Source organism: Myxococcus sp. AB025B (genome assembly GCF_006518215.1).
Taxonomy (GTDB): Bacteria; Myxococcota; Myxococcia; order Myxococcales; family Myxococcaceae; genus Myxococcus; species Myxococcus fulvus.
In genome coordinates, this window is sequence record NZ_SRLW01000215.1 from 1 (window position 1) to 17,554 (window position 17,554).

The following is a 17,554-nucleotide window of genomic DNA, read 5'->3' on the forward strand; positions in this document are numbered from 1 at the left end:
GGGCCGGGTAGACTCGGGGGACGATGACTGGCGCCCCCCTCCTCGTCCTGTTCGCCCTCGTTACCCACCAGAGCTCCACCATCTCCGAGGAGGGGCCCTCGGATGAGAGCTCCATCTCCTCCGGCGAGCAGACGCCCGTGTCCAAGGCGCGCCTGGACGAGCCCGCGCCCCCGGGCAGCCGCAAGGGCGGCGACGGCTTCGGCTTCGGCGGGCAGCTGGAGGTGGGCGGGCTGAGCCTGCCGTCCGGCACGCCGGGGGGCGGGCAGGACCTGTTCATCCGCGTCTACCCGTCGCTGGGGCTGACGAAGGGGGACACCTTCGTGCTGCGGCTGGGGGCGAACCTCCGGATGCGCATGGTGGACGAGGAGCCGAAGCAGGCGGACGGGGACTACGGCGCGCGCCTGCGCCGCGAGGACTGGGACGAGCTGAGCGACCTGGGGCAGGTGGTGCGCATGCTGCGCATCGGCCAGGAGGGCCGGCCGTTCTTCCTGCGCGTGGAGCCCTTCGTCGAGGAGTCGCTGGGCCGGGGCTATCTGATGGGCCGCTACAGCAACGTGCTGTCGCCCGACTACCACCCGGCCGGCGGCTCGCTGACGGTGGTGAAGGGGCCGGTGCGCGCGGAGGTCATCGCGAGCGACGTGCTCGCCGCGCGCATCTTCGCCGCGGAGGTGATGTTGGACCTGGGCCGCGCGGCCAGCGACGACGCGAGCCGCTTCGACCGCTACCTCTTGCGCCTGTCCGCCGCGCACGACGCGGGCAAGGCCGGCGGCGAGTCCCCCAACATGACGCTCACCTCGCTGGGCGGCGACATCGCGCTGTACAAGGGCGAGCGGCTGCGCGCGTGGGCGCTCCTGGGCGGCGGAGCGCGCTTCGCCGAGTCGCACTCGCCCGCGGTGGGCGGCCTGTTGGGCGTGGCCTTCGAGGGGCAGCTTGCCAGCGGCACGCAGCTGAGCGTGACGGTGCAGGGCCGCCGTCAGGGCGGGCGCTTCCGCTTCGGCATGTTCGGCCCGGACTACGAGCTGGGGCGCTTCTCCGGCACGGGCCTGGCGGAGCAGCCCATCGCGGACGAGGTGCTGCCCACGGGCTTCTCCGGCTACCTGGAGGCCTCCATCGCCAAGGGCAGCGCGGACACCACGCTGCTGCTGGGCAGCGTGGCCGCGCAGTATCACGGCTTCGGCCGCACGGACCTGGACGTGTCCGCGGGCTTCGAGCTGCCCGGCGGGCGCACCCGCGTGCTGGGCCGCGCGGTGCTGACGGCGCTGGGAGACCGGCCGCGCTACTCGGTGAGCGCGGAGGTGCGCCAGCGCCTGGTGAACCACCTGTACGCCTGGGGCTCCGGCGGCACGGTGCACTTCCCGCAGGCGGACAACGTGCTGGTGCGCGGCGTGACGGTGGGCGCGGGCGTGGGCGTGGACTTCCAGCGCTGAAGGCGCGCGCCTCAGGGGGCCAGGGGCAGGGTGAAGTGGAAGGTGGAGCCGTGGCCCACGCGGGTGTCCACCCAGATGTGGCCGCCGTGGCGCTCGATGATGTCGCGGCAGATGTAGAGCCCCAGGCCCAGCCCGCCGAAGCCGGAGATGGGCGCGTTGCGCGCGCGGAAGAAGCGCTGGAACAGGTGCTCGCGCTGGTCCTCGGGGATGCCAATGCCGGAGTCGCGCACGGACACGTGGGCGCAGCTCCCGTCGCGCTCCAGCTTCAGCCGCACGCAGCCCCCGGTGGGGCTGTACTTGAAGGCGTTCTCCAGCAGGTTCGACAGCACCTGCGCGAGCCTGCCCCGGTCCCCCAGGACGACAAGCGGCTCGGGCGGGACCACGCGCTCCAGGGTGTGCTGTCCCGTGAGCGGGCGCGTCTCCGCGAGCACCTCGTCGATGAGCGTCTGGAGCTCCACGGCGCCCCGGTGCAGCTCCAGCCGTCCCGCCTCGATGCGCGTGGCGTCCAGCAGGTCGTGGATGAGCAGCGACAGGCGCGACACCTGGGAGAGCGCCTTGTCCACGTGGTGGGGCTTGGGGGCGTGGCCCTGGGTGGCCTGCTGCTTCATCATCTGCAGGTGCAGCTTGAGCGGCGTCAGCGGCGTCTTCAGCTCGTGGGCGGCGATGGACAGGAAGTCGTCGCGGACGCGGATGGCCTCCTGGGCCTCCTTGAGCAGCCGCTCGCGCTCCTGTCGGGCGCGGTGCTCCTCGGTCACCTCCACGACGACGGCGCCCAGGCCGACGATGCCCGCGCTGGGCGTGCTCACCGGGTAGTAGCTGACGCGCCAGTGGCGCAGTTCCTCCGGCGTCGCGGGCACGTTGCCGGACATCTCCATGTCGCTCATGGGGATGCCCGTCTCCATCACCTGGAGCATCAGCGGCGCGAAGTGCGGCGCCATGAGCGGGTTGGCCTCCCACACGGTCCGCCCCAGCTCCCACTCGCGCGAGTGGCCGTGCAGTGACGCGAGCGCGGTGTTGATGCGCAGGTAGCGCAGCTCCCGGTTGAGGAACGCGAGCCCCACGGGCGCGTGGGCCAGGAAGGTGTCGAGCAGCGCGAAGGACTCCTCGGTCCGCTCGCGCGCGTTCTGCTCCGCGACCAGCAGCCGCTCCCGCTCCACCTTCGCGCGGCGCTCCTGCGTCACATCCCGGTAGCTCCACACCCGGCCGATGACGGCGTCGCCCATCCGCTGCGGCAGCGACGTGCCCTCCAGCACGCGGCCGTCCTTCATCTCGATGACGTCCACGTGGACGGCGTCGGAGGGGATGTACTGCGCCTGGATGCTGGCGAGGAACGCCTCCGGGTCCGCCGTCAGGGGCGCGGCGTGGCGGAGGGCCGCCTCCGCGATGCGTGGGCGCAGCAGCGCGTCGCTCAGGTCCCACATGTCCTGGAAGCGCTTGTTGAAGGCGATGATGCGCCGCTCCGCGTCCACCACGATGACGCCGTCCGCGATGGAGTCGAACGTCGCGCGCAGCACGGAGTGGGTGTGCTCCAGGCGCTCGCGCGCGCGGCGCTGCTCGGTGACGTCCACCAGCAGCCCGCGCAGCCTCACCGGCTGGCCCTCCTCCGCGGTGGCCGTGACCTGCGTCCGCATCCACACGGCCTGGCCGCTGTCGGTCATCATGCGGAACTCCAGCTCGTGGGTGCGCCCCTGGCGGAGCGCGTCCAGGCAGGTGGTCATGACGCGGCTCCAGTCCTCCGGATGGACATGGCGCGCCCAGAAGTCGGGCTCGCCCACCCAGCGCCGCGCGTCCAGCCCCAGCAGCCGCTCCGCCTGGTTGCTGACGAAGGTGAAGCGGAACTCCGCGTCCGCCTCCCACACGATGCCGTCGATGCTGTCGATGAGGCTCTCGTAGTGCTCGCGCACGTGCTCCGCGCTCGGGGCGGCGTGCGCTGTTCGCGGGGCCTGGCGCGGCTGGAGCCGGGCGCAGGCGCCCACCAGCGCGCCGTCGTCCCCGTACACGGGGAGCACCACGGCGAAGAGGCGCTGTCCCTGCCCGCTGCCCTCACCCAGCCCTTGCTCGCCCGCCAGCGCGGCCCGCACGGCGGTGAAGAGCCAGGGCAGGCGCGCGAGGACCTCGCGGCAGGAGCGGCCCTGCTCGCCACCGCCCTCCCAGCCGGCCGCCAGCGCGAGCACCGGGTCCATCCAGAGGACACCGCCCTGGGCGTCGACGACGAGCGCGGCGCGCAGGTCGCGGCCCACCTGGAGCAGCCGCTCGAGGGGCTTCACGGGGCGCGAGGCGGCCTGGGCATCCGGGCCCGCCTGCCATTGCCGCATGTCGCCCTTCGCCATGCGCTCCACCTTCCGTGCCCATGTCGCCTGCTCCCGTCCCGGACCTGGGAGGGCGCTGTTTCAAACATGGGACGCGTTCCTGGCCCGCGAAAGGGCGCCGCTCCCCTGGAGCCTCGTGCTTGACTACGTTTGTAGTCACGCGTACCTTCTTCGTGACTACAGTTGTCGTCACGGGACGCGCCATGAAGAAGCCGGTGGGTGAGCAGGAGCTGTCGGTGCTGCGGTACGTGGCCGAGCATGGGCCGGCCACGGTGGGCGAGGTGGCGGAGCGCTTCGGCGAGGCGCAGGGCCTGGCGCGCTCCACCATCCTGACGGTGATGGAGCGGCTGCGGCAGAAGGGGTACCTCACGCGGCGCAAGGTGGACGGCGTGTTCCAGTACGCCTCGCCGGTGCCGGAGGGGGAGCTGCTGCGGGGCGTGGTGGACGACTTCGTGCAGAGGACGTTGTCCGGCTCGCTGTCGCCGTTCGCCGCGTATCTGTCGGAGGCGGAGGATGTCTCCGACGCGGAGCTGGCGCAGCTGCAGGACGTGGTGGCTCGGCTTCGCTCGAAGAAGAAGAAGGACTAGCCCATGCGAACGGAATGGCTCGTGGATGTGGCCGCGTGGCTGTCGTCATGGCCGGAGGGGCTGTGGCGCGCGTCGTGGCAGGGCGCGCTGTGCGCGGGGCTGGGGTGGGCGCTGACGCGGCTGTGGACGCGGATGCCGGCCGCGGTGCGCGCGGGGCTGTGGTGGCTGGTGACGCTCAAGTTCGTGGTGTCGCTGGTGGGGCCTCATCCGCTGTCGCTGCCGGTGTTGCCCGCGTCGCTCTCGTTCCTGGGCGGCGCGTCGGCGGAGCCGGTGGCCTCGCTGGCGCGGGTCGAGCCCTCGACGCCGGTGGTGCATGGGGCGTACGTGGAGGCGCCGGTGCACCGCGGGGTGGGCCCGCGGGAGGTGCACGTGGAGAAGCGCGAGGTCGCGTCGGAGGGGCTCGTCGTGTCGCCGGTCGCGCCTCGCGATGAGGTGGCGGGGTGGACGCGGGTGCTGGCGTCCCATGGGGAGGCGCTCCTCTTGTGGGCGGTGCTCGCGGCGTGGCTCGGGGGCGTGGTGTGGCGGGTGCGGGCGCAGGCTCGCAACTGGGTGACGATGGCGCGGCTGCGTCGGGATGCGCGGTGCTTGAATCATCCGGGCCTGGAGGAGGAGGTCCGCGAGCTGGCCGCCAGCGCGGGGCTGCGGCGCGTGCCGGCGTTGCTCGTGTCGGACCAGGTGACGAGCCCGCTGGCCACGGGGTTGTGGGAGCCCGTGGTGGTGCTGCCGACGAAGGCGGTGCGACGGCTGCCGCTGGCGGGGCTGCGCATGGCGCTGGCGCACGAGGTGGCGCACCTGAAGCGCGGCGACTTGTGGCTCGGCTGGGTGCCGGCGCTCACGGAGGCGCTGCTGTTCTTCCATCCGCTCGCGCGGTGCGCGGTGAAGGAATACGCGCTGGCTCGCGAGGAGGCGTGTGACGCGGAGGCCCTGCGTCTCACCGGCGCGGAGCCCGCGGATTACGGCGAGCTGCTGCTCGCCTTCGGGGTCGCCCGTCCCCATGGAAGCGCCGCGGCGCTCGGCGCCTCGGACCACGTTCACGCGTTGCACAGGAGGTTGAGCATGCTGGAGCACGTCGACATCGGTTCCTCCCATTCCCGTCGCTGGTTGAAGGTGACGCTGTCCGTGCTGGGCCTCGTGGCCCTGGTGCCCTTCCAGGTCGTCGCCCGGCCGGAAGGACAGGACACGTCGAAGGCGCCCGTGCCCGCCGCCGCGCCCTCGTCGGCGTCCGCCGCCCAGACGCCCGGGTCGCCGTCCCGCAAGCAGGGCACCACGCGCACCGGGGTGATGCCCGCGCCGACGCCGGCCGCGCCGCGCTCCCCGGCGCCTGTGGCGTCGGCCGCTTCACGCGCGGCTCCCACGACGCCGCCGAGCCCCGCGGCGCCTGGAGCCTCCGTGCCCTCGTCGAGCCTCGCCGCTCACGCGGGCCCCGCGACGCCGCCGAGCCCCGGGTCGCCCGTGCTCGCCGTCGACCGGTCAGCCCCGCCGAGCCCCGCCGCTCCCGAGGCGCCGTCGGATGCCACCCATGTCTCGGGTCGCCTGGTCATCGCCAGCGCGCGGACGCCGGTGACGCCCACGACGCCGCGGACGCCCACGGCGCTCGTGACGCCGCCGACGCCGCCGACGCCGATGATGGGCGGCGCGCCGCGTCCTCCCACGCCGCCGACGCCGATGATGGCCATGGCGGGTGGGCCCCCGGCGCCGAAGCCGCCGCGTCCTCCCGAGCCGCTCGATGACGACTCCGGCTACGTGCTGCTGTCCGGCGACAGCGCGACGATGAACGGCAGCATGGTGGACCTGCAGCTCGCCAAGATGTTCAAGGACAAGAAGGGCGGCGAGCTGCTCTACGTCCGCCGCAAGGGCGAGACCTTCCTCCTCCGCGACGCGGCCACGCTGAAGACGGTGCGCGAGGCGCTCAACGACGTGCGGACCGCGGGCGAGGCGCAGGGCAAGGTCGGCGAGCGCCAGGGCGCGCTGGGCCGCGAGCAGGGCGCGCTCGGCATGAAGCAGGGCGCGCTGGGCATCAAGCAGAGCGAGCTCGGCCTGCGGCACGCGGAGCTGGCCCACAAGCGCGCCGGGCTGCGCTTCGAGTCGAACCGCGCGGACGCCCTGCCCGACGCCGAGCGGGAGCGTCGCCAGGCGGAGCTCGACAAGCAGGAGGCGGAGCTGGACAGGCAGATCGACGCGCTCGACGAGCAGCAGGAAGCGTTGAGCCGTGAGCAGGAGGCGCTCGGCCGCGAGCAGGAGAAGCTCGGCGAGCGTCAGGAAGCGCTCGGTCGCGAACAGGAGAAGGTCAGCGAGAAGGCCGAAGCCCTGCGACGCGAGGCCGAGCGCAAGGTCCAGTCCCTCATCGACGAGGCCCTGAAGAAGGGCCTGGGCCAGCCGCTGCCCACCTGATGACGGTTGCCGGCGGGCACCTGTGACGCGGGGATGAGCGCTCCTCTACCGTGAGAGGAGCCACCCGTCCTCTCACAGGAGGCCTTGTCCGATGAGTCTCGCCGCAAGTCCGCAGGGAACCCCCGCCGGAGCGCTCGAGTCCGCCATCCAGCGCGTGAAGTCGGGCTCGCTCTCCTGGGTGAAGCTCACGCTGCCGGAGCGAATCTCCCTCCTGGAGGAGCTGGGGCGGGGCTATGTCGCCATCGCGGAGCCGAGCGTGCGCGCGGCGTGCGAGGCGAAGGGCATCAACCCCGACAGCCCGCTGGCCGGTGAGGAGTGGCTGTCGGGCCCGATGGTGGTGGTGCGCAACCTGCGCCTGTTGGCCGCCTCGCTCCGGGACATCCAGCACCACGGGGTCCCCCGCATCCCCGCCTCCCGCCTGCGCACGCTCGAGGACGGGAGGCTCGCGGCGCGCATCTTCCCCATGGACTCGCTGGAGGGGATGTTGCTGCCGCGCAACGAGGGCGAGGTCCACTTCCAGCCCGGCGTCACCGCCGCCAACCTGCGCGAGCACCAGGCCGCGTTCTACCGGGAGCCGCACGGCGGCCGGCTGTGCGCGGTGCTGGGCGCGGGCAACGTCAACTCCATCCCTCCGGCGGACTGTCTCTACAAGCTGTTCGTCGAGGGCACCGCCTGCGTGCTCAAGATGAACCCGGTGAACGCCTACCTGGGGCCCTTCCTGGAGCAGGCGTTCGCCCCGCTGGTGCGCCGGGGCTTCTTCGCGGTGGTGTACGGCGGAGCGGCGGAGGGCGCGGCGCTGGTGTCACATCCCGCGGTGGACGAGGTCCACATCACCGGCAGCGACAAGACGCATGACGCGCTGGTGTGGGGACCGCCGGGGCCCGAGTCGGACGCGCGGCGGGCCCGGAACGAGCCGCTCCTGAAGAAGCCCTTCACCAGCGAGCTGGGCAACATCTCCCCGGTGGTGGTGGTGCCGGGGCCGTACTCGGACGGCGAGCTGCGCTTCCAGGCGGACAACATCGCCGGCATGGTGGCCAACAACGCGTCCTTCAACTGCAACTCGGCGAAGCTGCTGGTGCAGCCGAAGTCGTGGAGCGCGCGCTCGCGCGTGGTCGACGCGGTGGAGGCGAGCCTGGGCAAGGCGGCCGTGCGGCGCGCGTACTACCCGGGCGCGGACCCGCGCTGGCGTCAGTTCACCGAAGGCCGCGCGCACCTGCGCCAGGTGGGCCGGGCCGCGGAGGGGGAGCTGCCGTACGCGCTGATTGCCGACGTGGACCCGCTCCAGACGGAGGACCGCGTCTTCCGCCAGGAGCCGTGGTGCACGGTGTTGTCGGAGACGGGGCTGGAGGGGACGGACGACCCGGTGGCCTTCCTGGCGCGCGCGGTGGCGTTCCTGAACGAGAAGGTGTGGGGCACGCTGAACGCCACGCTCATCGTGCATCCGGGCTCGCTGAAGGACGCGGAGGTATACCGCGCGGTGGAGCAGGCGGTGCGCGAGCTGCGCTACGGCACGGTGGCGGTGAACACGTGGCCCGCGGCGGCGTACGCGCTGGTGTCGCTGCCGTGGGGCGGGCATCCGTCCTCGACGCCGCGAGACATCCAGAGCGGGCTGGGCTGGGTGCACAACACGTTGATGCTGGAGGGGGTGGAGAAGTCGGTCCTCCGCGCGCCGCTGACGAACCTGCCGGCGCCTCCGTGGGTGCCGGGGCACCGTGGGGTGGGTGAGCTGGGACAGCGGCTGGTCCAGTTCGAGAAATCGCCCTCGTGGCTCAAGGTGCCGGGCATCGCGGCGGCGGCCCTGCGTCGCTGAGTGTCACGACCCGCTCTCCCAGCGCAGGGCGGGGGGCCTCGGGGTGTCGGGGCGCCAGCGCCGTGATAAACCCGGCGCATGTCATCGACGCATGCTCGGGAAGGCGGACGGCTGCTCCAGGTGGGGCAGCCGCAGGAGGCGGTGAAGAGTTTCCAGAAGGGGCTCGCCATCGACCCGGACGACGTGGAGTGCCTGCTGGGGCTCGTCCGGACGTACCTGAGCACGGGCGCGGCGGCGGACGCGGAGACGGCGGCGCTGCGGCTGTTGAAGGTGAAGCCGGACCACGCGGAGGGCCAGGCGCACCTGGCCATGCTGCGGGCGCAGGCGGGGAGCGCCGAGGCGCTGGAGGCGCTCAAGGCGTTGGCCTCGGCGCCGACGGCGGGCTACTTCGAGCGCTTCAACCTGGGCGGGCTGCTGCTGGACCGGGGGGATCTGGAGGGCGCGAAGGCCGCGTACGAGTCCGCGCTCCAGGTGGCGCCGGGCAGCGCGCACGTGCACTTCGAGCTGGGCCGCATCGGCCTGGCGCAGGGGCAGGCGGGCGCGGCGGTGACGCACTTCCAGAAGGCGTCCGAGGCCGCGCCGCAGGAGGCGATGCCGCTGCTGATGCTGTCGCGCGCGCACGCGGCGCAGGGCTCGCTGGGGCTGGGCATCCAGGCGGGCACGCAGGCGCTGGAGAAGGCGCAGGGCGGGCTGCGGCGCGCGGTGCTGGAGGATTTGTTCAAGCTGTACCTGTCCGGGGGCAGCCCCGAGGGGGCGAAGCGCACCGCGCAGGAGCTGCGCCAGTTCGACCCGTCGCACGTCAACTACGTCTACATGCACGGCCTCGCGATGATGAGCGCGGCGCAGTTCCCGGAGGCGAAGGCGCTCTTCGAGGAGGCGCTGCGGCTGGCGCCGCGAAGCTGGCAGACGCTCCAGGCGCTGGCGCAGATGCATGGCGCGCTGGGTGAGCGCGCGGAGATGCGCCGACGGATGGAGGAGGCGGTGGCGCTGGTCCCCACGGAGCTGGGGCCCGTGAATGACCTGGCGTTGCTGCTGATGCAGGACGACCAGCACGCCGTCGCGAAGCCCCTGCTGGAGCGCGCGCTGGCGGCGCATCCCGAGGATGCGACCACGCACCTGAACATGGCGGTGGCCACGTTCCTGACGGACCGTCAGGCGTGCATCCACCACGCGCAGAAGGCGCTCGCGCTGGGCGAAGGCGTGGTGCGCGAGCAGGCCGAGCGGTTGTTGAAGACGCTCAACGCGGGCTGAGGTGTCCGAGCGACGGGGCGCATCGGTGCCCCGTCCGCTCCGGTCCTCGATTCGTGCGCTCGCGCTGGGTGAGCGCATCGTGCGCGAGCAGAGAAGACGGTGTCCGAGGGGGCGGGGCATCGCAGTGCCTCGTCCCATCCGGTCCTCGATTCATGCGCGGTGCCCGTGCCGCCCGGAGACGCGCGCCTCGCGATGCCGCTGTTGAAGCGCCGTCGCGTCGCGCTCCTCGGGGGCGATGCGCTACCGTCCGAAGAGCCCCCAACGCTTGCTGGGCGCCTTGCCACCCTGGGCCCGTGACAGCCGCTCGCCCAGGATGCGGCTCATCTCCAGCGCCACGCCGGGGTTGGCCATCACGACGCTGCGGAAGTCCTCGCGGCCCACCGCGGCCAGCTCGCACGCCGTCGCGGTCACCGCGGTGGCCGTGCGCGGCTCGCCCGTGAGCAACGCCAGCTCACCGAAGAACCCCCCGGGCTTCACCGTGGCCACGGCCTGTCCACCCGTGTCCTTGAGCTGCACCTCGCCGGAGAGCACCACGTAGAAGCTCTCGCCCGCGTCGCCCTGGCGGAACAGCTCCGTGCCCGCCGGCCGCTGGAGGTGCTCCGCGCCGCGCGCCACCGTCTCCAGCTCTTCCGGATTCAACGGCGCCAGGAAGTCCACCTTGCGCAGCGTGGCCGCCAGCGCCGCCGCGCCCGTGGTGCCCACCGGCTCCGCCGTGAGGAACGTCACCGCGTCCGCCAGGTGCGCCCGGCGCGCCACGAGGATGATGGTGTGCCCCGCGCGCAGCACGGTGCTCCCGTCCGGCAGTGTCGCCCGCCCCTGCGGGTCCACCATGCCGATGAACACGCACTCGCGCGGGAACCCCTCCATCCCTCGCACCTGCGCCACCGTCTGTCCCGCCACCCGCGCGCGCAGGGGCAGCTCCAGCTCGAACAGCACCGTGTCGCCGTCACCCAGCGGCAGCGAGCCCGCCACCTGCGGGAAGTCGATGGCCGTGGTCATCTTCGCGACCACCACCTCGGCCTCGGCCACCAGCTCCTTCACGCCCGCGAGCCGGTACGCCTCGCGATAGCTGGTGTCCAGCATGCGCACCATGATGCGCGCCGGCGACATGCTGCGCACCAGCATTGCGAACGCCAGGTTCTCCGGGTCCCGCGCCAGCACCCCCGCGGCCACGTCCGCCGAGGAGATACCCGCCGCCTCCAGCACCTGGGGACTGGTCGCGTCCCCGCACACGGCCACCACGCCCACCTCGTCGAACAGGCGCGCGCAGATGCCCGCGTCCCGCTCGATGACCGTCACCGTGTGCTGCTCGGCCACCAGCCGCGCCGCCAGCACGCTGCCCACCCGGCCCCCTCCCGCGATGATGATTTTCACGACGCCTTCCTCCCGTGCTCCGCCGTCGGCTCCTCGCCGTGCGCGCCGTGCAGCATCTTCTCCAGGTTCAACGTGCGCTCATCCAGCTGCGCCAGCATGTGCTCCGCCGTCGTCTCGGGGATGAGCCCGCTCCTGCGCGCGTTCTGCAACGCCGTGCGCTCCGCGTCGATGAGCCGCCGCCGCATGGCGATGAGGTCCTTCGCGCCCTGCGCCAGGTGGTGCTCGTTGAGCCGGCGCAGCTCCCGCTCCGCGCGCGCGATGCTCACCTGGTACTCGCTGCGCAGGTGCTCATACGCCGCCCGGGGCACCAGCCCCTGCTCGTGCAGCGTCGCCAGCTCCTGATGCGCCGCCCGGCTGGCGATGAGCCGGCCGCGCTGCTCGGACATGGACAGCGCCACCTCGTCCTGCTGGAACAAGCCCAACCACTTCAACGCGCGCGTGAGCGCCATGCCCTGTCCCACGAGCGACACCAGCGTCACGCCGAACGCGATGGCCACCAGCTTCTCGCGCCCCGGCGTCGTCGCCGGCAGACCCAGCGCGAGCCCGATGGAGAGCGCGCCCTTGATGTTCCCCACGATGAAGACGTGCTGCCACCGGGGCGGCACCGCCTCCGCCGGACGCGCGAGCTTGAGCAGCAGGAAGGGCAGGTAGATGGCCACCGCGCGCCCGGCGAGCACACAGCCCACCGCGATGAGCGTCTCCGGCACGTAGTCGCGCAGCGTCTGCGGCTTCGTGGTGAGCCCCACCGCGAGGAACAGGAAGGTGTTCACCCCGAAGGTGGCGTACTCCCAGAAGGAGTGGATGGCCACCTGGCTCTGCGGCGACGCCTCCCTGCGCAGGCTGACACCCACGGCGAGCCCCGCGACGACGGCGGCGATGGCGCCCGACAGGTGGAGCTGCTCGGCGACCACGAACGACGCGAGCGCCACGGCCGTCGTCACCATGATTTCGGCGAGCGGGTCCTCGGTGCGGCGGATGACGAAGCCGCCGAGCATGCCCACCGCCAGCCCCACCACCGCGCCGCCCGCGGAGGCCAGCAGCACGCGCGCGGCGAGCATGGGGATGGACGGCGCCGCGGCTCCCGCCACCACGCTGGCGATGGCCGCGTAGGCCACCAGCGCGGTGCCGTCGTTGAAGAGGCTCTCCCCCTGGATGATGCCCGACAGCCGCGAGGGCACCGGCGCGCGGCGGAACGCGTAGAGGATGGAGACGGTGTCCGTCACGGCGAGCAGCGCGCCCAGCAGCAGCGCGGGCCAGATGGGCAGGTCCACCAGCACGTGCAGGAGCGAGCCCGTGGCGCCGATGGCCAGCACCATGCCCAGCGTGAACAGGATGAGGATGGGCAAGGCATTGGCGCGGATGCCGTTGAGGTCCGCGGTGATGCCTCCCTCGAAGAGCAGCGCCGGGAGGCAGACGAGGAACACCACCTCCGGGTTGAGGGGCGGCACGCCGGGGAGCAGGTTGCCTACCGAGATGAGCAGCCCTCCCACCACGAGCGCCACGTTGTAGGGCATGTTCGCCCGTTTGGCCGCGATGGCCAGGACGATGGCTGCCACCATCAATCCAATGACGAGGGGCATCTCCAAGTGCACGGCGCGCAGTCTTCCAGAACGCGCGAGCGCCCGTAAGGCCCCCGTGCGTCAACGCCCCAAGCGCAGGATGAGGTCCTTGCGAGGCCCGCAGTCGCCTCGGCCGTCGCAGTTGCTGGTGGTGACGTACAGGTGGCCGTCCGGCCCCATGCTCACCTCCCGCAGCCGGCCATGCGTGTCGCGCAGGTACACCTCGTGCCGGGCCACCCGGGCGGGGTTGCCCTGGTCGAACTCCACCCGGTGCAGGTGCTTTGAGCCCAACGTTCCGATGAGCAGCGAGCCCGTCCACTCGGGGATGGCGGTGCCGGTGTAGAGCGCGGCGCCGCCGGGAGGCATGGCGTCCGCGAAGGTGAGCGACGGCGTCACCCAGCCTTCGTGTACCTCGCAGGAGTAGATGCCGGGCCAGCCCAGGTTGCCGCCGGGGCGCGCGAGGCTCACCTCGTCGTGTCCCCGGCGCATCGTCTCGCCGCTCGGGCCGTGGTCGGTGACGTACAGCGTGGTGGCATCCTTCCAATCCCAGCCCTGGAGGTTGCGCAGGCCGGTGAGGAAGGCAGGCGAGTGGGGGAAGGGGTTGTCCTGGGGCACCTGGCCGTCGGGGGTAAGGCGCAGGAGCTTGCCGGCCGGGTCATTCACATCCTGGGCGCGGTCGGGCGAGCGGGCGTCGCCGGTGCCCGCGTAGAGCATGCCGTCCGGGCCGAAACGCAGGCGTCCGCCGTCGTGGTACGTGGCGGAGGGGATGTTGCCGAAGACGACGCGCTCGAAGGTGGCGGTGGTGTGGTCCTCGGAGAGCGTCCACCGCTCGATGCGGTTCTCGTCCTGTCCGCCGGCGTCGGTGGTGACGTAGACGTAGAACTGGCGGTTCGTGGCGAAGTCCGGGTGCGCGGCGATGCCGAGCAGTCCGCCTTCCGCGGCGCGGGTGATGCGCACGGTGGCCACGGGCTGGGGTTGGAGGGCGCCGGCCTTGAGCAGGCGGATGCGGCCGGGGCGCTCGGTGACGAGCGCGTCACCGCCGGGCAGCCAGGCGATGCCCCACGGGACTTCGAGTCCCTCGGCGACGACGTCCACGGTGATGGGGACGGTGCCGTCCGGGCCCCAGTCATCGGCGACGCGCACGCAGTCCTGGGGGTTGGCGGTGCCCTGGGACTGGCTCTTGCGACAGGCGGAGGCCGACAGGGCGAGCACCATGAGGCTCGGGGTGAGCAGGCGAGAGACGCGCATGGGGTGATTATAAGTGCCGTCGGATTGATCGAGCAGGCATGAGAGCGAGCGCTGGGCCGCGGAGCGGCATGCCGGGAATGGCCATGTCCGAGGTGGACCCGTCAGGTTGTTCCGAGCTCCCGAACGAGCGGGGAGCGCGCGAAGTGCTCGTCGAGGGTCTTCTGATGCTCAGGCTGAGCGAGAGGACGCATCCGGGTCCATTCGTCCAGGCATCGTTGCACGAACTCGCGGCCGGTCCGTACAAGGTCGGTGTCGTGGCCGTACTTGAGCAGGAACTTCTCGACCCGTGCGATGTGCTCCCAGGTGATGCGCTCCAGGACCTTCTCCTTGGCCAATGGGAGTGCGAGTTCCTGGGGCAGGTACTGACGAACACACACGAAGTCATAGGCAGGGGAGAGCCGCGCCGTCCGCCCGTCCGGGTAGATGAGCGACCAGTTCTTGAGGTGCGCGTCCGTGTTGCAGCACAGCAGGAGGAAGAGGACACGCCGCAGGTACTCCGCCAGGTCCTCTGGGCCGCATTGGTCGCCGATGAAGCGCGCGAGGCCATCCAGGCTCCACCCCGTGTACTTCATCTCAGGAGGGAGTCCTCGAACCTGGGCGAAGTCTTCCTGGTGTACTCGGCTGCCGTCGACGACCCGGTCGTAGCGTTCAATGGCGAAGACGTGCTCACCGAGGGCGAGGAAGCGCTCGTCCAGCCCCTCGATATCACGCGCCGCGATGAGCCGATGCCGGGGCACATTCAAGCCGGAGGCCGCGGCCCAGGCCATCGTGACGAACTCGTTCTCCGGGAGCTTGGGGTAGGTCTCCGAGCCGAACTTGAGGATCCACCGTCCCCCCATGCCCCGGAAGGGCAGCGTGAAGCGTTGTTCTGCGCTCTCGACCGCGGAGAACTTCAGCTGGACACCGCCGAGCGAGAAGCGAAGCCCTCCGTCTACCAGCGGCGCCAAGGCCCCAGGCTCGTCGAACGCACGGGCGCGGGGAGGCACAACCACCTTGTCCGTCGTGGGACGAACGATGACAGCGCCAGGGAGGTCCTCGCCGACGATGGCCAGGGTGGCGGACGCGGAGTCCGGCGCGAACTGCGCCTGCACCATGGCCTGGAGGGCACCTTCCGGGAGGAGATTGGCGAAGAAGGTCGGAAGCTCACCCGGGAAGCGGGCCTGGCGGAAGACCCGGTGTTCCCGACGCTCTTCGAACTGCTGGCCGAGCACGGGGCGCGGGCGCAGGGATGCGTAGGACTCGTCGAGCACGAACGAGATGACCGCCGTGTGTTCCTCGCGAACGATGGCTCCAACCCGCGTGGAGTTCAGGAACACCTCAAGCATCAGGCGGACTCCTCGTCGAAATACGCATCCAGCGGAGGCCGGTCGTGATCCACATCGTCGACTCCCGCCCAGGTTCGCAGCGTGGCCTGCACGTACCGGGTGAGCGCACGGGCGCGCAAGGTCTCGAAGGTCTCGCTGTGTCCAGCGATGAATGCCTCCAGCATGGCGTTGTCCATGCCGTGGCTTTCAAGGGTTGCGGCATCCTGTGGTGCGCAGAGCGCACCCACGTCGAGCTTCGGGTGCAGCAGGTAGTCTGCGATGGTTCCCTTTCCCTGGACGGCCGGGCCCGGGAAGTGGTCCTGCGTTTCGATGAGGGTGCCGAGCTCCAGAGGCTCACCGCGGTCTTCGCCGGTCAGCCACCGCGGCTCCAAGGCCGCGAGCGCGACAAGCTCAATCTTCGTCCTTGCCGTTCGCCGGTTGAAGGGCTGCAGCGGCGCAGCGAGGGCTTCGTTGATGTCGGCACGATTCCCGAGCTTCAGGAGGCGCTGGACCGTTTCGTGTGGGTCGTCGTCGATTGCCTGCCACTTCGGTTGATCTGTCTTGTTGTCCAGCCGGTGGTCGCCGCTGAGGTTTCCGCGCCAGAACCAGCGGACCATCAGGGCGCGGTTGCGGTCATGCAGCTTCGGGTGCGCATCGAACAGCTTTGCGAGTGTCGACACGACACCGCCATACGGGAGCCAGTTGACATGGGGGACGCCACAGTCCCTGGCCAGGAACTCGACAGTTCGCACGAGCGCCTGGGAGACACGGGAAAGGACTGCCGGCACCTCGGCTGCGGAGAGCGCATCGACAAGCTTCGCGCTCGGCGATTTGCCGGCGACCGCGAGCGCCGCGCGTTCGATCTGCTTTCCTTCGAGCTCGCCGAAGCCCATCTGGGTCAGCTCGGCGCGGACCCGTTCAATGGGCTTGCCCCCCTCGCGTGTGGCATGGAGCGCCTCGAACACCTCGTCGGTGCTGAGTGCGCGGCGGTTCCGGTTCATCCGGGCGAACATGACCTTCACGACGCCTTCGGTCTTGTCGTTGAAGGGCACGAGGTACGCGGGCAGCAGATACTCGCGGAGCTGGCTCGCGACCTGGTCGGCCCGATCACTGAGGTCGTCAGGCAGGGCTCGTTCACGGAGCCACTTGTTCAGGAGCGCGGAACTCGCGAGCACGTGGGTGGGGACCCAGTGTGGCGGCGGTGCGCGCCTTCGGGCTCCAAGCACGAACGCATTGGCCTCCAGGTCGAAATAGATGGGACGGTATGCTCCCGAGTGTTCATCGAGCAGCGCCATGGCCAGCGTTGACAAGCGTTGCTGCCCATCGACCACCCATAACGCGTCGTTCACTTCTCCGACGTCGGCGGTGAATCCGCCCAGGACGACTCTCTCGGCGGGGGCGGCGCCCTGGGCAAGCAACAAGGTGCCGGCCGGAAAGCCCTTCTGGAGGCTGTCGAAGAGCAGGAGCCGGTCGTCATCGTGCCAGCGGAAGCGCCGCTGGAAGTACGGGATGCGCACCTTCCCGGCTCGGATGAGCTCGAGCAGCTTCGCGACGCTGTACGTCTTCGTCTCGATCGCCGACGTATTGAGTCCGTCTGCGGTGCGATTCGTGCTCGACATGGTTCACCCCTCCCGCTGCGGTGCGCGGCCCGCCCGTGTTCAGTCCCGCGGGACTCTGGCACGCACGGTGTTGGCGCGCCACGGGTTCCACGCTCCTGGTTTCGTGCGATGCGCTGTCGAATCAGCCCGCCCGCCGCCGCTCGCGCTTGCGGCTCGGTTCGGGGAGAGGGCTTGGGCTTGTCGCGCAGTTCCTCCGGCACAGGCAGCAACACGGAAAGCCGAGGCGCCGGGTTGGACATTCCGTCCGCGGGCAGCGCCTCCGCGAGCGGTTCCGGCGGGAGCGCTGGCAGATTGCTGCACCAGCCCCGTGCCCTTCTGCTTCCTCGTGAAGAACGGCACGAAGATGTGCTGGGGGGTGGGGTGGATAGGGCCCTGTTGAGGGCGGCGGCTGGTGAGGAGGGGCCAGGAAGGGCCGCCGGAGGGTGACGCGGGTTGTGCACCGTGCCGGAGCAGAGGCTGTGCCGCCCCTCGGGGCATTGCCAGCCCAATCGACCCATCCAGGCCGCAGGGGTGCCCCTGTGCCGGTGCCAGCTTCGCAGGCCGCAAAGGCAATGCCAGGTGCTCGCTCAATCTTGAGACCACTTGTCTGTCATGTCCGGCGGTGAGCGCTCGCGCCAGCGCCATGGGCAGGCAGGTGCGGAGGGGTGGACGGTTCATCGGGTGAGAGGGTCCCTG

11 protein-coding genes are annotated in these 17,554 nt (G+C 71.3%); 5 read left to right on the forward strand and 6 right to left on the reverse strand.

Features of this window, described 5'->3' with window-relative positions:
- Positions 1-23 precede the first annotated feature (23 nt).
- On the forward strand, positions 24-1,427 hold the full coding sequence (locus tag FL311_RS29470; protein ID WP_141330279.1) for a hypothetical protein: 1,404 nt from the start codon (positions 24-26) through the stop codon (positions 1,425-1,427).
- Positions 1,428-1,438: 11 nt separating this feature from the next.
- Here FL311_RS29470 and FL311_RS29475 read toward each other — a convergent pair whose 3' ends face one another.
- On the reverse strand, positions 1,439-3,757 hold the full coding sequence (locus FL311_RS29475) for an ATP-binding protein (protein ID WP_228557159.1): 2,319 nt from the start codon (positions 3,755-3,757) through the stop codon (positions 1,439-1,441).
- Between the two features lie 182 nt (positions 3,758-3,939).
- On the opposite strand from FL311_RS29475, the gene FL311_RS29480 reads away from it, so the two are divergent.
- From FL311_RS29480 to FL311_RS29495, 4 genes are all read left to right on the forward strand, one after another.
- Positions 3,940-4,323, forward strand: coding sequence for a BlaI/MecI/CopY family transcriptional regulator (locus FL311_RS29480; protein ID WP_141330281.1), 384 nt, complete (start codon positions 3,940-3,942; stop codon positions 4,321-4,323).
- Positions 4,324-4,326: 3 nt separating this feature from the next.
- Positions 4,327-6,714 carry a M56 family metallopeptidase gene (locus FL311_RS29485; protein ID WP_141330283.1) on the forward strand — a complete coding sequence of 796 codons (2,388 nt, stop codon included), beginning with the start codon at positions 4,327-4,329 and terminating at the stop codon, positions 6,712-6,714.
- 91 nt (positions 6,715-6,805) lie between these two features.
- Entirely contained in the window at positions 6,806-8,524 is a 1,719-nt protein-coding gene (locus FL311_RS29490) for an aldehyde dehydrogenase family protein (protein WP_141330285.1), read from the forward strand.
- A gap of 78 nt (positions 8,525-8,602) precedes the next feature.
- A complete protein-coding gene (locus FL311_RS29495; protein ID WP_141330287.1) occupies positions 8,603-9,775 on the forward strand; it encodes a tetratricopeptide repeat protein in 1,173 nt (390 codons plus the stop codon).
- Between the two features lie 240 nt (positions 9,776-10,015).
- Here FL311_RS29495 and FL311_RS29500 read toward each other — a convergent pair whose 3' ends face one another.
- The 5 genes from FL311_RS29500 to FL311_RS29520 form a co-directional block, all read right to left on the reverse strand.
- Complete coding sequence (locus FL311_RS29500) at positions 10,016-11,149, reverse strand: NAD-binding protein (RefSeq protein ID WP_141330289.1); 1,134 nt, start codon at positions 11,147-11,149, stop codon at positions 10,016-10,018.
- Positions 11,146-12,741, reverse strand: coding sequence for a sodium:proton antiporter (locus FL311_RS29505; RefSeq protein WP_228557160.1), 1,596 nt, complete (start codon positions 12,739-12,741; stop codon positions 11,146-11,148). Before FL311_RS29505 ends, FL311_RS29500 begins: the two co-directional genes overlap by 4 nt.
- A gap of 48 nt (positions 12,742-12,789) precedes the next feature.
- Positions 12,790-13,956: a sorbosone dehydrogenase family protein gene (locus FL311_RS29510; RefSeq protein ID WP_141330291.1), complete on the reverse strand. Its 1,167-nt coding sequence runs from the start codon at positions 13,954-13,956 to the stop codon at positions 12,790-12,792.
- A 101-nt stretch (positions 13,957-14,057) separates the two neighbouring features.
- Positions 14,058-15,281, reverse strand: a complete 1,224-nt coding sequence (locus tag FL311_RS29515) for a type II toxin-antitoxin system HipA family toxin (RefSeq protein ID WP_141330293.1) — start codon at positions 15,279-15,281, stop codon at positions 14,058-14,060.
- Positions 15,281-16,879 (reverse strand): DUF262 domain-containing protein, encoded by a 1,599-nt coding sequence (locus FL311_RS29520; RefSeq protein ID WP_141330295.1) that lies wholly within the window; start codon positions 16,877-16,879, stop codon positions 15,281-15,283. The genes FL311_RS29515 and FL311_RS29520 overlap by 1 nt, the downstream gene beginning before the upstream one ends.
- Positions 16,880-17,554: the final 675 nt, after the last annotated feature.

Excerpts from the sequence above, each read along its gene's own strand:
- FL311_RS29470 (WP_141330279.1), top strand. The coding sequence starts at position 24 with ATGACTGGCGCCCCCCTCCTCGTCCTGTTCGCCCTCGTTACCCACCAG.
- FL311_RS29475 (WP_228557159.1), bottom strand. The coding sequence starts at position 3,757 with ATGGCGAAGGGCGACATGCGGCAATGGCAGGCGGGCCCGGATGCCCAG.
- FL311_RS29480 (WP_141330281.1), top strand. The coding sequence starts at position 3,940 with ATGAAGAAGCCGGTGGGTGAGCAGGAGCTGTCGGTGCTGCGGTACGTG.
- FL311_RS29485 (WP_141330283.1), top strand. The coding sequence starts at position 4,327 with ATGCGAACGGAATGGCTCGTGGATGTGGCCGCGTGGCTGTCGTCATGG.
- FL311_RS29490 (WP_141330285.1), top strand. The coding sequence starts at position 6,806 with ATGAGTCTCGCCGCAAGTCCGCAGGGAACCCCCGCCGGAGCGCTCGAG.
- FL311_RS29495 (WP_141330287.1), top strand. The coding sequence starts at position 8,603 with ATGTCATCGACGCATGCTCGGGAAGGCGGACGGCTGCTCCAGGTGGGG.
- FL311_RS29510 (WP_141330291.1), bottom strand. The coding sequence starts at position 13,956 with ATGCGCGTCTCTCGCCTGCTCACCCCGAGCCTCATGGTGCTCGCCCTG.
- FL311_RS29515 (WP_141330293.1), bottom strand. The coding sequence starts at position 15,281 with ATGCTTGAGGTGTTCCTGAACTCCACGCGGGTTGGAGCCATCGTTCGC.
- FL311_RS29520 (WP_141330295.1), bottom strand. The coding sequence starts at position 16,879 with ATGTCGAGCACGAATCGCACCGCAGACGGACTCAATACGTCGGCGATC.